The 12,083-nt window shown below is 43.0% G+C and carries 18 protein-coding genes; 8 read left to right on the top strand and 10 right to left on the bottom strand.

Annotation, left to right across the window (positions count from 1 at the left end):
- Positions 1 to 125 precede the first annotated feature (125 nt).
- The 10 genes from EXE09_RS02295 to EXE09_RS02250 all read right to left on the bottom strand — a co-directional run bounded on the left by EXE09_RS02295 (position 126) and on the right by EXE09_RS02250 (position 6,249).
- On the bottom strand, positions 126 to 665 hold the full coding sequence (locus EXE09_RS02295; RefSeq protein ID WP_130116200.1) for a hypothetical protein: 540 nt from the start codon (positions 663 to 665) through the stop codon (positions 126 to 128).
- Positions 666 to 754: 89 nt separating this feature from the next.
- Positions 755 to 2,392, bottom strand: coding sequence for a hypothetical protein (locus EXE09_RS02290; protein WP_130116199.1), 1,638 nt, complete (start codon positions 2,390 to 2,392; stop codon positions 755 to 757).
- Positions 2,392 to 2,952: a phage protein Gp27 family protein gene (locus tag EXE09_RS02285; RefSeq protein WP_228257135.1), complete on the bottom strand. Its 561-nt coding sequence runs from the start codon at positions 2,950 to 2,952 to the stop codon at positions 2,392 to 2,394. The genes EXE09_RS02290 and EXE09_RS02285 overlap by 1 nt, the downstream gene beginning before the upstream one ends.
- An 8-nt stretch (positions 2,953 to 2,960) precedes the next feature.
- Positions 2,961 to 3,254, bottom strand: a complete 294-nt coding sequence (locus EXE09_RS02280) for an ArsR family transcriptional regulator (RefSeq protein ID WP_130116197.1) — start codon at positions 3,252 to 3,254, stop codon at positions 2,961 to 2,963.
- Positions 3,255 to 3,260: 6 nt separating this feature from the next.
- Positions 3,261 to 3,542, bottom strand: coding sequence for a DUF2730 family protein (locus EXE09_RS02275; protein WP_130116196.1), 282 nt, complete (start codon positions 3,540 to 3,542; stop codon positions 3,261 to 3,263).
- Positions 3,535 to 4,209 carry a hypothetical protein gene (locus tag EXE09_RS02270; RefSeq protein WP_130116195.1) on the bottom strand — a complete coding sequence of 225 codons (675 nt, stop codon included), beginning with the start codon at positions 4,207 to 4,209 and terminating at the stop codon, positions 3,535 to 3,537. Before EXE09_RS02270 ends, EXE09_RS02275 begins: the two co-directional genes overlap by 8 nt.
- Positions 4,210 to 4,221: 12 nt before the next feature.
- The gene (locus tag EXE09_RS02265) at positions 4,222 to 4,695 is read right to left on the bottom strand and encodes a M15 family metallopeptidase (RefSeq protein ID WP_228257134.1); all 474 of its coding nucleotides are present in this window, start codon (positions 4,693 to 4,695) and stop codon (positions 4,222 to 4,224) included.
- Between the two features lie 55 nt (positions 4,696 to 4,750).
- Positions 4,751 to 5,341, bottom strand: coding sequence for a hypothetical protein (locus tag EXE09_RS02260; protein WP_130116193.1), 591 nt, complete (start codon positions 5,339 to 5,341; stop codon positions 4,751 to 4,753).
- A 54-nt stretch (positions 5,342 to 5,395) separates the two neighbouring features.
- Positions 5,396 to 5,827, bottom strand: coding sequence for a hypothetical protein (locus EXE09_RS02255; protein WP_130116192.1), 432 nt, complete (start codon positions 5,825 to 5,827; stop codon positions 5,396 to 5,398).
- Positions 5,828 to 5,859: 32 nt separating this feature from the next.
- Positions 5,860 to 6,249 carry a helix-turn-helix domain-containing protein gene (locus EXE09_RS02250; protein ID WP_130116191.1) on the bottom strand — a complete coding sequence of 130 codons (390 nt, stop codon included), beginning with the start codon at positions 6,247 to 6,249 and terminating at the stop codon, positions 5,860 to 5,862.
- Positions 6,250 to 6,352: 103 nt separating this feature from the next.
- Between EXE09_RS02250 and EXE09_RS02245 the strand changes: the two genes are divergently transcribed.
- The 8 genes from EXE09_RS02245 to EXE09_RS02210 all read left to right on the top strand — a co-directional run bounded on the left by EXE09_RS02245 (position 6,353) and on the right by EXE09_RS02210 (position 12,080).
- Positions 6,353 to 6,544 (top strand): DNA-binding protein, encoded by a 192-nt coding sequence (locus EXE09_RS02245; RefSeq protein WP_130116190.1) that lies wholly within the window; start codon positions 6,353 to 6,355, stop codon positions 6,542 to 6,544.
- A 45-nt stretch (positions 6,545 to 6,589) separates the two neighbouring features.
- Positions 6,590 to 6,988: a hypothetical protein gene (locus EXE09_RS02240; protein ID WP_130116189.1), complete on the top strand. Its 399-nt coding sequence runs from the start codon at positions 6,590 to 6,592 to the stop codon at positions 6,986 to 6,988.
- Positions 6,989 to 7,303 (top strand): helix-turn-helix domain-containing protein, encoded by a 315-nt coding sequence (locus tag EXE09_RS02235; RefSeq protein WP_130116188.1) that lies wholly within the window; start codon positions 6,989 to 6,991, stop codon positions 7,301 to 7,303.
- Positions 7,304 to 7,305: 2 nt separating this feature from the next.
- Positions 7,306 to 8,223, top strand: coding sequence for a hypothetical protein (locus EXE09_RS02230; RefSeq protein WP_130116187.1), 918 nt, complete (start codon positions 7,306 to 7,308; stop codon positions 8,221 to 8,223).
- Between the two features lie 2 nt (positions 8,224 to 8,225).
- Positions 8,226 to 9,971 (top strand): DDE-type integrase/transposase/recombinase, encoded by a 1,746-nt coding sequence (locus EXE09_RS02225; protein WP_130116186.1) that lies wholly within the window; start codon positions 8,226 to 8,228, stop codon positions 9,969 to 9,971.
- Between the two features lie 2 nt (positions 9,972 to 9,973).
- Entirely contained in the window at positions 9,974 to 11,149 is a 1,176-nt protein-coding gene (locus EXE09_RS02220; RefSeq protein ID WP_130116185.1) for an ExeA family protein, read from the top strand.
- A gap of 88 nt (positions 11,150 to 11,237) precedes the next feature.
- Positions 11,238 to 11,447, top strand: coding sequence for a TraR/DksA C4-type zinc finger protein (locus EXE09_RS02215; RefSeq protein ID WP_130116184.1), 210 nt, complete (start codon positions 11,238 to 11,240; stop codon positions 11,445 to 11,447).
- 12 nt (positions 11,448 to 11,459) lie between these two features.
- Positions 11,460 to 12,080, top strand: a complete 621-nt coding sequence (locus EXE09_RS02210; RefSeq protein WP_130116183.1) for a DUF3164 family protein — start codon at positions 11,460 to 11,462, stop codon at positions 12,078 to 12,080.
- Positions 12,081 to 12,083: the final 3 nt, after the last annotated feature.

The following is a 12,083-nucleotide window of genomic DNA, read 5'->3' as shown; positions in this document are numbered from 1 at the left end:
GAACGCCTAATTTGCGATTTAAGCGTTTTTGGCTCAAGCATGGGTCATTTATGCAAAACTTTAAAAAAAGCGTAAAAAACACATTCATGAATCTTCATGAATGTGTTTTTCTAAAGGAGCCGTGATTAATATTTAAAAGTGTAGCCATTCACCCCTAAAGAGGTATTCACAGAGCCTAACGCTGATTGCAAAATTTCTTTGATTCGCAAATTGGTTTGTGTGTCCATAGTTGCCACACCACAAGGCGAACCCACTTCAGGAACGACACGGCTAAAAACAACATCATCCCCCAGCTTAACCTCTACACTAAATGCTTGAGAGCGCATAGCTCGACCATCAACAGGACGTAGTTCTGCTGGTTTGAATCGCGATTTCTTCAACTTGGATTTTATTTTTTTAAATTTTTTAGGTTTCAATGGCTGGAAGGATGCGTGTACACCTTCATGTCGAATAGCACTATGACCATCCCAGCATGAACATTGCTTATTTATTCCAAGCTGCTGCAATCGAACAAGCTCATCTACTTGGTTTATCGCATTCGCAAATCGAGATTTCATTTCCTTCAGTGTTTGCACATCCGTAGGCCGTGTTGCAAAACTCTGCATCTCACCCATAAAGTCCAAATACCAGCCCGAACAGTCAAGCACACCCGATGATTGTTTCATTTCGCATCACTCATTTTAAGGTGACTTTATGGTGGGGAATTGCACAAGTAAAAGTCAGACGGAAAGCCTTCCAGCCAAGTGCATTCTTTTTAAATGCACCCAGCTTCACTAAACCATCCGTCATAACGATCCTGATTCATTTCCAAATCACTGGCAGATGGCAGTGGGATAAATTCAATTGGGCTGGATAGATGCAGGCTTGCAAACCACCCTAAAATCATGGCTACCGCACCATCCCCATGTCGGTGCAGCTCAGGGTCTTTAATATCCTTGGCACGCGCCTTGGATACCATGTAAATACCGTCTACTTCCTCAATCGCAGAACAGTCATTTTTGAGGTCTGCATCTCGTGGCAAATCAATCATATCCTCTTCAAAGGCAGTGACTAATTTGGGTGTCCACAAACCATACCAAGCACGGCTGAGCTTGATTTGGTGCACCATGTGTTCACCATATTTTTCGGCTGTATTTTCTGCAAGGGTTTCACCGTTACCCGTTGCATCCATCGCAATACCACCAAAACGTGGCAGTCGATCCAACATGTACCAAAGGATCTTTTGCTGTAAACGTGAAGGCACTTTATGCATCTCAATTGCAAACGGTGCAATCCGTCGTAAATCCTGAGCAATATAAAACGGTAGAATAAAACTGAAGTCGCGGTGACGTGCATAGTCTTGTCCAGCACAGTGCTGTTTGCGCTGATCTAGCTTTTGTAATTCAGGTTCTAAATAACGTTGAATCCAATCATCAATATAAGCATCACGCTCATCAGGCGTCATTTCAGTAAAGTCATCGCCCAGCGCTAAGCGTAAAATAGTCCGTGGCTCAGACATTGCTCGCTCTACCCAAAGTGTAGGTAAGCACACTGACGATCCATCACGCGGAATGGCATCAAGTTCCTCACGCATGGCAGCCTTACGACTACCATAAGCTTTACGGATTTTTTTGTACCATTTTTCTTTACCTTCAAGCGTTGCTTCTTTGCCTTGCATAAAGCAAACACGCTCATATAAACCATTTTCTACAGCATCATCAAAAGTTACTACATGGACTTTGGCATCCTCTCCAAAGACTCCATTTTCAATATCTTTGACAAACTGGTTGAAAGGATTATTTTTGCCATTATGTGAACTAATAACAGAAATGCGACCACCCCAAATCAATAGTGCGGTTGCTGCTTCCATTACACCCTGTACATTTGGGTGAAAGGCTGCCTCATCAATCACCACCTTACCTTGTAAACCACGGATGTTTTCAGGACGACTGGACAAAGCCACAATCTGAAAACCACTCGCATATCGAATACGGTATGCGGTAATCTGCCGTGTTTCACCTTTGTCATTTTGGTCTTCAAAGAGAAACTCTTCAATCTGGACAATTTGCCCCTGAGCTTCAGCAATGACACGTGAAAATTTGGCACAGTAGCCAATGAACTCAAGACCTTTTTCTTTGGTATCACCAATGTAGTAAACACTCATACCACCAGCTTCTTTGCTGGCAGCAGCAGTAAATACTGCATCAAAACTCTCAGCAAAGGTAATGCCAGTACGACGGCCTTTAGGGCATGCTTTAATATCTGTCTTAATCTTGAGCCATTCGACTTGGTGTTTCATCAAAACACCTTCCTCAAATGGGTTGAGATTGTTAGGCAGATTTCGTGCACGCTCTGGAAGCTCATCCCAGTCAATAATCCGTACTGTATCTTGCCGAGGTTTTAGTGTAGTCATTATTTAATTCCCAGTACTTTTTCACGCCAGAATTGAATTTGATCTTCACCCATACCTTGTGAAGCAGCTGCTTTTTTCAGGTTTTCATCCTGTTCTTTCAGCAACTCCTCACGTGCTTGACGACGAACTTCAGCACGGTTTTCCATGGCTTTTTCTTTGGTCATAATGGCCGCACGTGCAGCACGTGCCAAAGCTCCCACATCAGAAATGTCCATCTGTGGATTCTCGTCATCGTCGCCATTATTGGTCAATTCATCCAGTGCACGTTTAGTCACAACAGCCTGAACAGCCTGAGCCAATAACATACCGCCTTTATCATCTGGATCTTCACCAAACTCCTTGACCAAATGCTCCGAGGCTGCGGCAATTTTTCTAAATTCTCTTGCCTCATCTTCAAAGTTCTTGTGGTAGCGACCTAATGCTGAGCGACTCGGAATAGTTGCTGTAGGAAACTCAGCACGAATTTCATCCAACATTTCATTAAGTGTGAGACGATCTTCACGCAAAAGCTTCTCAATGAACTTTCGCTGCTCTTCAGGCAATCTTTTAATGGATGACATCATGCCTCCTAAACTGAAGGACGTTTAATGCCAGGAATGCGAGTGCGGTTCTCAGCCACTTCCTGACCACGTTCAGTCAGTTTCACCACAAGCACAGCAGGATCTTCCATTTCAATACTTAAACAACCCTGATCCTTCAGCCAATACAATTCAGTCTTAACCTGATCACGGCTGAAACTTAATCCCCAACGATCTAGTCCGCCATGTAAAGTTGAACTATTGCCTCTGTAAGATGGCATTTCATTCAGTAAGCGAAGTAGCACTAAACGCATTTCTTCCTTAAGCTGATTTTCAAAGCTCATGATTCCTCACTTTTTATTATCAATAAGCCATTGTTCAATACGACGTACACCATGTTGCACACTGTCCATTTGTTTATTCAGTGAATTCAATTCACCGCGTAAGTTTTCAACATCCACCTTTGATGGCATGTCTTTGACAGTATTTTCTAGTTCAACTACGCGCATGCGTAAATCCAGCATTTCTTTTGCTGAAGCACTTTGTTTGTTGATGAACCAGATATAGATGCCGAGGATCGTTGTCACGATCCAATTGGCTTCTGAAAAGTTAAATTTTAGGGTTTCAAACATCAGCATCCCCAATACCAATTGGTGGAAGCGATACAGGTTTAGTCTGATTGATGTAACGTCCAACAAGGCCACAGAGTGCCGTCCATGCAATCAGATATGTACGTATATCTTCAGGCAGCACCATAAGCAGCTCTGGAGGAATAGGTGTAGTTGCAAAGAAAACAATTAGGCCAAAGCACCAGTTACTGATCCACTTCCAGCTATTACGCCAATTTCCCACCACAAAACCAGTATTTGTAAAGGAACCCAGCTCAGCCAAAATCGGCTCAGGCTTTTGTGCAATTTCAATCTTAAGCTCATCTACACGCTGTTGATGTCGCTTTGCTTGATCTAGTATTTTTTGCTTAGCTTCAGAAAGCTCTAGTGTTTTTTGATCCAGCTCACTTTCACGTGTGGAGAGCTGTAGGCGAAGTTGCTGAATTTTTTCGGATTCAACTACTACAGGTTTATTTACGAGCAATGTGATTTTGTCTTTAGCAGCATGACGCTTAACAGCTTCACTGGCATCACGTGCACCAGCGTCATAGCCACTTTTCCAAGAGTAATCTAGCTGGTCGTTATGCCCAATCAGAGCACGCTCATGGATGTTTGAGAGCAATTGAAAGCGAGTAATATAGCGTTCAACTTTCGCCAGCTGGGCAAGGTTATTTTTAACTTTAGAAGGCATGCAATATCCTCCTTAAAGTTCAAAATGCGGTGAATCATATTCACCTTTTTCGCGGTAGTTGCCATCATTATCCCAGTCTGCACCCCAGCGGATCGACACACCTAACTCTTTGGCGGCGGCAAACATGGCTTTAGCAATCTGGTCAAATTTGGAAAGATCGTTCCAGTCCACAGGGAAAGGCACTAAATCAACTGCTTTACCTGTAACGTGTTTGCTGGAGAGTGGATTATTCAGCCATGTCACTTGCGCAAGTTTTGGCTGTGCGTATTTTACTGGCACACCTTTCGCAGTACATTGCGCAGCTGTACGGCCTTTGCCGTAGTTGATATAGCATTGCTCTTTAGAACGCACGCCTTCAACAACAAGAAAGTCTTGCTGGGTGATTTCAATCGCTCGTTTAACAACTTTGACTAAGTCAGGGTTTACGCCTTCAAGACGGCCTAGACTTAACTTTGAAAGTACAAATTTTTTAGGGGTATTTGACACAACAAAAAACCTCATCTAATGATGAGGTCATGGTGCTGCTTTTATATTTTTTATATCAGGCGGAAGGGTTTCCGATTAATTTAGCTTGAACATCCTCAAGACAACCTTGCTTTGCAGCTTCATAATTTTTTGAGTATGACTCATATGAATGCTGGTCAAATTTTGCATCCCTCGAAGGTGAGTATTGAAGCTGCCATAGATTGCGCGCGATATCAACAAATACAGTACAATACCTTAAGTGATTAGCAATATTCATATCTCCATAAACAGCCTCAGCCTCATCAACTAAAGCGTTGTATTTTCGGCTCTGACGAGCAACATCAGGAGTGTATTCTAGGTTAATTTGTGAATCACTTGAGCGGAGCTGCTCAACACGATTTATAAAACTAATAGTTTGTTGCAAACTTATTTTTGGATATGCTGAAGGATTATCTTGAGTGTATTGCGCCTCCATTTGTGCCTCATGCATTGCCATAGCCACTTCATCTAGATTTTTTTCATACTCTCGATCCGCTTGAAGCTGAGCATCTTGATTAACCTCTATTTCATTCTTGTGATTTTTACTATTAACAAAATAAACAGCCCCCAAGATACTAAGAACAACACTTAAACCAACCCATCTTAACCATTCAAAATCACGCCCCATAACCCACCCAATAAAAACTAAAAATAATATTTATAAATTAACACTCAGTTAAAATTAATAATCGCCTCGCACTCTCAAAATGTGTTTGATCAATTTAATTCGAGCTTTGTAATAGACCAACAATTCATCATCCTGCTTCCTAATCCAAATCAACCAGCCCAGTGGAATTACCACACCAAAAAACATAGCCATATAAACAACAGCCAAATCATGAGGAGAAAGACCGAATAGGTTGGGAATTACGATTTTTAGCAAACAATATATTGTAAGTATTATGCCAAAAATACCCCAAATAAAAGGAAGAATTCTTTTTGACCTCAACTCCCAGAGTTTTTCAGCGCATAGTGCACGCTCAGTCCTCAAAACACAAGAGTTTTCATCCCAGAGAGTCACTGGCTGTTGAATGACGGTTGTTCCATATGGCTGATTAATTACAGTTCCTGTATTTTCATCCATCACAACACCATTATTTATATCGTTATTCAATTTAATCACCCCATCAGGAAAAATTGCTTCTACTAATCTTTAGAAAATATTTTGCCTGAATTATGCCCAACTTGAACACCGTTATTAATACCACCCTGATTGTTAACGACAGCACCTGTCGCGTCTTGTGCACCTAGCAATAACATTAAAATTTTATTTCGAGTTGCCGCATCTGCTTGACGAATCTTCTCAAGCATAAAGGCTTCTTCTGATGGTAAAACCGCAGAAGATCGTTGCCCGGTAACAATATACTGAATATCCGCACCAATTAAAGCTAATGCAGACAATTGAAATCCGTTTGGCGCCGAAACACCTTTCTCCCAATCAATTAATGTTCGCTTAGAAGCATCTGCAACCTTAGCAAAGTCAGGCTGTGTGAGGCCAAGGCGCTGTCTTTCTTCTTTTAAACGTATACCAATCATGAAAATATCCGCACTTTATATGTTTACAAGTGCAGAATTCTGCACTATTATCAAATTAACACAACTTAATACGTTTTTTTACGCACCTACAGGAGCACAACAAATGGCCGTTAAAACCGTTGAACAGGTTAAAGCTGAATACCGTTCAAAAGGCGTGACCTTCGCATCTATTGCCAAAGAACACGGCTGGCGCAAACAAGATGTTTACAAGGTCTTGAATGGGCAATCAAAGGGCAACTTCGGTATTGCGCACGACATTGCTGTTTTCTTTGGTTTAAAACCATCCGCAAAATAATAGCACCTTTTTGCACCCTAACAAATACAAGGAATAGAGAACAACATGAAATCAATCCAGCATGCTCTTGGCTTAAACCCCACTGTTTTTCCTGAGAATTTAAAAACCGTTTTCATTGATGGTTGTGAATTCGTTTCAACACTCAATATGGCGAAATACTTTCTGTGCACACACATGCAGACCAATTGTACTGCGGCATATGTATATACAAAGATTCACCAGACCAACCTCCAAAAACTGCAAGAAATTCATGAGCAACTGAATACCGAACACCTCAACCTCACTTTGGTTGACAGCATTTTCCAAGCCGAACCAGCTGAAGGTTATTTATTGGATCAGTTCGCTTACAGCCTTGTATTGCGCTGCATGCAAAATACAAACGTCATCGAACAGCTCACTCAATTACTGCAAGACAGATCAATGACCGCGGTTTTGGAGGCGTAAGTGAGCACAGTTAAATCGGGCGGCAAAATTCTCAAGGTGCTTAAAGCGCTCAAAGGCCGAAGCCTCAAAGGCATAACAATATCTGATTTAGCCAAAGAGCTAAATGAAAGTGCAAGCCAAGTACACCGTGCATTGCAAACCCTGATTCAGGAAGGTCTTGCTTCTCAACTGGATGATGGCAGCTACGCATTAGGGCGTGAGCTGGTTGCAATTGCTCATGCGCATTCAGATGAAATTAATCGCGCCCAATCGCATATTTCAGAACACATACAGCGTGTAGGCGCTCGTGTTAATCAAATTAAATCAGAGGATTGATCATGTCTGAATTTAACCAGAATGAGTTAGCTCAAATCCAACAGTCAGTTTCAGTTGAGCAAATTCAGCTTTCTGAAAAAATAGGTGCTTTAAAGGCTACAGCTTTTTTTAAGAAACTTGTAACGGTTACAGAAATTAAGCTAATTGCTGAAATCAAAGAAACCAAGCAATACAAGGGTTTGAACATAATTAGCACAAATGGAAAACCTGTAACAGTTACAACCTTTGAAGAATTTTGCAATAGCCTTGGGCATAGCTATGAAAAAATTAATCAAGACATCCAAAACCTTTCAGTGTTTGGCGAAGACTTCCTTGAAACAAGCCAGCGCATGGGCCTTGGCTACCGCGACCTGCGCAAGCTTCGCAAACTAGATGACGCTGATCGTGAAGTCATTATTGAAGGTGAAGCGGTTAAAGCTGAAGACCGTGAAAGCCTAATTGACCTCATTGAAGAAATGTCAGCAAAGCACCGCAAACAGAAAGATGCGCTTGAGACTGAAAACAAAGAGCTAAAAGCGGATAAAGACGCTTTAGAAACCATTCTTCAAAAGAAGGATGAAAAAGTGAATCAACTGGACACGCAAGTGACCAAGCTTAGCAGTCCAGCTGAAATTAAACGTCGTGCTGAATCTGAACCGCAGGAATTGGAAAAAGCTGCACTGGAAACTCTGAGCACAGAATCAATTCTTTTTCTCACAGCATTCAATCGTTACATCAATGCCCTTGGTGGTGTGATGGATATCGCTGAAAGCAAAGACTTACCGCAACTGTTTGAACATGTGGATGAATCTGTTGTTGCTGTTTGCCAACGCTATGCGCAGTACGTTCAGCGCCTTGGCACTGAGGTCAGCTTTGAAGAGATTTTAAACCCAAGCTGGATGTTCCCAGAAACAGCTGATACCGATACATCAGGACAATAATAATGACTCACCCGAACTTAGCCGAACTCGACTATTTGCGCCAAATTGCCGCAGAGCTTACCGAAGCAGGTCACGGTAAGCGCGGGCCAATTATTAAGCGTGCTTGTGAATATCTTACCGTCAGTAATGCCGAACTGTACCGCCGCCTTGCAAAAGTCGGCTTTAGCTCTGGCCGTAAAACCCGCTCAGATAAAGGCAATACCGTTGTGAGCACTGAAGCTGCCGAATTGGTGGGCGGCATGGTGATCAACACCATGAGCAAAACTGGTAAAAAACGCATGTCGATCAAGCTTGCGTTAGAAGTCGCTCAAGACAATGGCAAAGCGCCCAATGTTTCTGCTGCAACCATCAGTCGCATCATGAAACAAAACATGTGCCACCCTGCACAGTTGACGCTGCCGACAGCGCACACACGCCAGCGTTCATTGCATCCAAACCATGTTTGGCAAATCGATGCTTCAGTCTGTGTGGTGTTTTACCTAAAACATAAGGTCGGCCTACATGTCATGGATGAGCGTGAGTTCTACAAGAACAAGCCTGCCAATCTTAAAAAGATTGAGAAAGACCGTGTGATCCGCTATGTGCAAACCGACCACACCTCGGGCAGTTTTTACCATGAATACTTCTGGCGCTCTGAGAATGTGGAAAACCTGACCAACTTCTTTTTTAGCTGCATCCAAAAACGCAGCATGAAAGAGCCAATGAATGGTGTGCCATTTATTCTTTATGTTGACCGCGGTACAGCCAACACCAGCGGCATGTTTAAGAATTTAATGACTCGCTTGGATGTGGAATTTATTGCACATGACACCAACAACAGCCGCGCCAAAGGCTCGGTTGAGCAAGCCAACGATTTAATTGAAACACAGTTTGAGTCGCTGCTGAGCTACAAAACAGTAGACAGCATTGAAGAGTTGAATGCCTTTGCAAACGAATGGCGCATCATGTTTAACGAGACCAAGATTCACAGCCGCACCAAGCGTACTCGCAATCAGGTTTGGAACATGATTCGCCCAGAGCAATTACGCATTGCGCCAGCAATTGAACTATGCCGAGAATTGGTTACTACCGTACCAATTACGCGCACTGTTCGCGGTGATCTAACCGTGCAATACACCATCAAAGGCTATGGCGAAAAATTCTATAGCTTGAAGCACATTCCTGACATTTATGTGGGTGCAAAAATTGATGTTGTGGTCAATCCATACCGCGCCCCCGACATTGATGTTATTGCGGTTGATGAACATGGTGAAAAAGTGATTTACACCTGTGTACCAGATCAATTAGACATGTTCGGTCAGCTGCAAGATGCACCTGTGATCGGTCAAGAAATTCGCGCCATGCCAGACAGCAAGATTGATGAGGCCCGCAAGCGTGTCATGAAGCAGGCCTACAACGCTGATACGCAAGCTGAAGTAGATAAGGCGATTAAGAAGCGCACACCAATTTATCAAGATCAAATTGATATCACCAAGACCATTACTAAGCATGATGTGCCTGATTATTTACCGCGTGCGGGTCAGCAAATGGATATTCAGAAGCAGAAAAATCAATTGCCGCCACTGAATTACATTCAGGCCGCAAAACAGATCAAAGGCTTGGTTGAGGATGCGTGGACAGCCGAGCACATGAGCATGCTGAAAAATGAATACCCAGATGGCAACGTACCACAGGAAGATATCCAGCACTGGGCGGAACGCATCTTAGGTACTCAAAACAAACCTAAATTAAAAGTCGTTGGGGAATAAACATGACTTTGCAACAACTGCTTGACGACAACAAGATTACACAAGCTTGGCTTGCTAAGAGCCTCAGCATCAGCCCGCCAGCAATTAATTCAATTGTAAAGCATGGAGTGTGGCCAAAACGTGATCCCGAAGCTGTAAAGCAAAAACTAATCGAGACCCTAAATTTATTGGGTATTGAACTCACCTTAATCAATCAAGCATTAACCGCTGCTGTAACTCCTAGTTCAGGCGTCCAAACCACTAAGAGCACAGCAGCATCACTGGAGGAAGAACAACTCATGTTGCTCAGAAAACAAACTTTATCGCAACCAGCGAAAAGACAGTTTAAATTATTTAAGAATATTTTTGCTGAAAATATTCGTAGTAGTGCTGAAATGTTCCGTAACGGCGACATTGATTATGTGCGCGAGTCCATGTATCAGGCAGCCAAAGGCAACAGCAGTTTCATCGCAGTTGTCGGCCAGTCTGGTGCTGGCAAAACCACGTTGCGCCGCGAACTGAATGACCGTATTGAGCGTGAACGCATTCCAACGATTGTGATTGAACCCTACCCGCAAGGGATGGAGGACAATGACACCAAAGGAAAAACCTTAAAAGCATTGCATATTGCGGAAGCTATTCTGTCAGCACTTGCACCTAGCGCGAGCGCCAAACGCTCTCCAGAGGCGCGTTTCCGCCAAATCCACAATCTACTGAAGGAATCAAGCAAGGCGGGTCATCACCACCTGCTTATTATCGAAGAAGCACACAGTCTGCCTATTCCAACCCTGAAGCATCTGAAGCGTTTTATTGAATTGGAAAATGGTTTTACACCACTGCTCAGCATCATTCTGATCGGACAAGATGAGCTTAAAAATAAGCTTGCTGAAAACAACCCTGAAGTGCGTGAAGTGGTTCAGCGTTGTGAGATTGTCACACTGGAGCCATTCACCCAAACCACACTGGTTGACTATTTACAGCACAAATGCAAATCAGCAGACCGTGAACTTTCCGAGTTTATTGATGAATCTGGCATCAATGCTATTTGCGCAAAACTCACCCGCAATGTGGGGCGCAACAAACAAAATGAAAGTCTCTTATACCCATTGGCCGTAGGCAACCTGCTTACAGGCGCATTAAACGTGGCGGCTGAGTTGGGTGCTGATGTGGTTGATCACAATCTGGTGATGGAGGTCTAAATGGAATTTACTCTAACCAACGCCATGCTAATCAATTTCCCAATTTACCTCTTATGCACTGCCTTTGTTGCAGTGCTTGGGGGGTGTAATGGTTGATCTCGTTGATATGGCTGAGGAATTTCGCACCCAACAGATGCAAGCATCTATTAGTGCGCGCCCTCAGTTCGACAAGGAAAGTGAGCTGGATTGCGAGGATTGCAGTGATGCAATCCCAGCTCAGCGCAGAGCTATTGGAGGTGTGACACGCTGTGTTCAGTGTCAAATCAATTTTGAAGCAAAACAGAAACATTTTAAATAACAGGAAAATCGCATGAATGCACAAACAAACATCCCTGAAGGTTATTGGGAAAATGCTCAAGGCTCATTAGTGCCTGAAGCCAATGTTAAAGAAGTTGACAAGCTACGTGATCAAACAGTGCGTCGCATTTGGGAGCTAGCGGAAGCACTACATCAAGAAATGCTAAATTTCAAAGGCCCAGCTTTTGCAGATGTTGCTGCATTTGTTCAAATTTCTGCCGATCAATATGGTGCAAAAATTGGTGGTACCAAAGGTAATGTACAGCTTTTAACTTTTGATGGCCGTCTGAAGATCCAGCGCAACATTGCTGAACGCATTACCTTTGATGAGCGCCTACAAGCTGCCAAGCATTTGATTGATGAGTGCTTAAAAGAATGGACTGCTGATGGTCGCGATGAAGTCAAAGCCATCATCAATAGTGCATTTAATGTTGATAAAAAAGGCGAAATCAGCACCACCAAAATTCTTGGTCTTAAACGTATTGAGATCAACCATCCAAAATGGCTTGAAGCAATGCAAGCCATCACTGACAGCATCGGTATTGCTGGCAGTAAATCTTATTTGCGTTTTTACAAACGTAATGATGAGACCGGTGAGTATGTACCGATGTCTCTTGATCTAGCAACAATCTAAAAC

The sequence above is a fragment of the Acinetobacter sp. WCHAc060025 genome (assembly GCF_004209355.1).
In the GTDB taxonomy this organism is placed as follows: Bacteria; Pseudomonadota; Gammaproteobacteria; order Pseudomonadales; family Moraxellaceae; genus Acinetobacter; species Acinetobacter wuhouensis.
The sequence above is the reverse complement of the archived record's forward strand: the minus strand, read 5'-3'. Positions and strand labels throughout refer to the sequence as shown.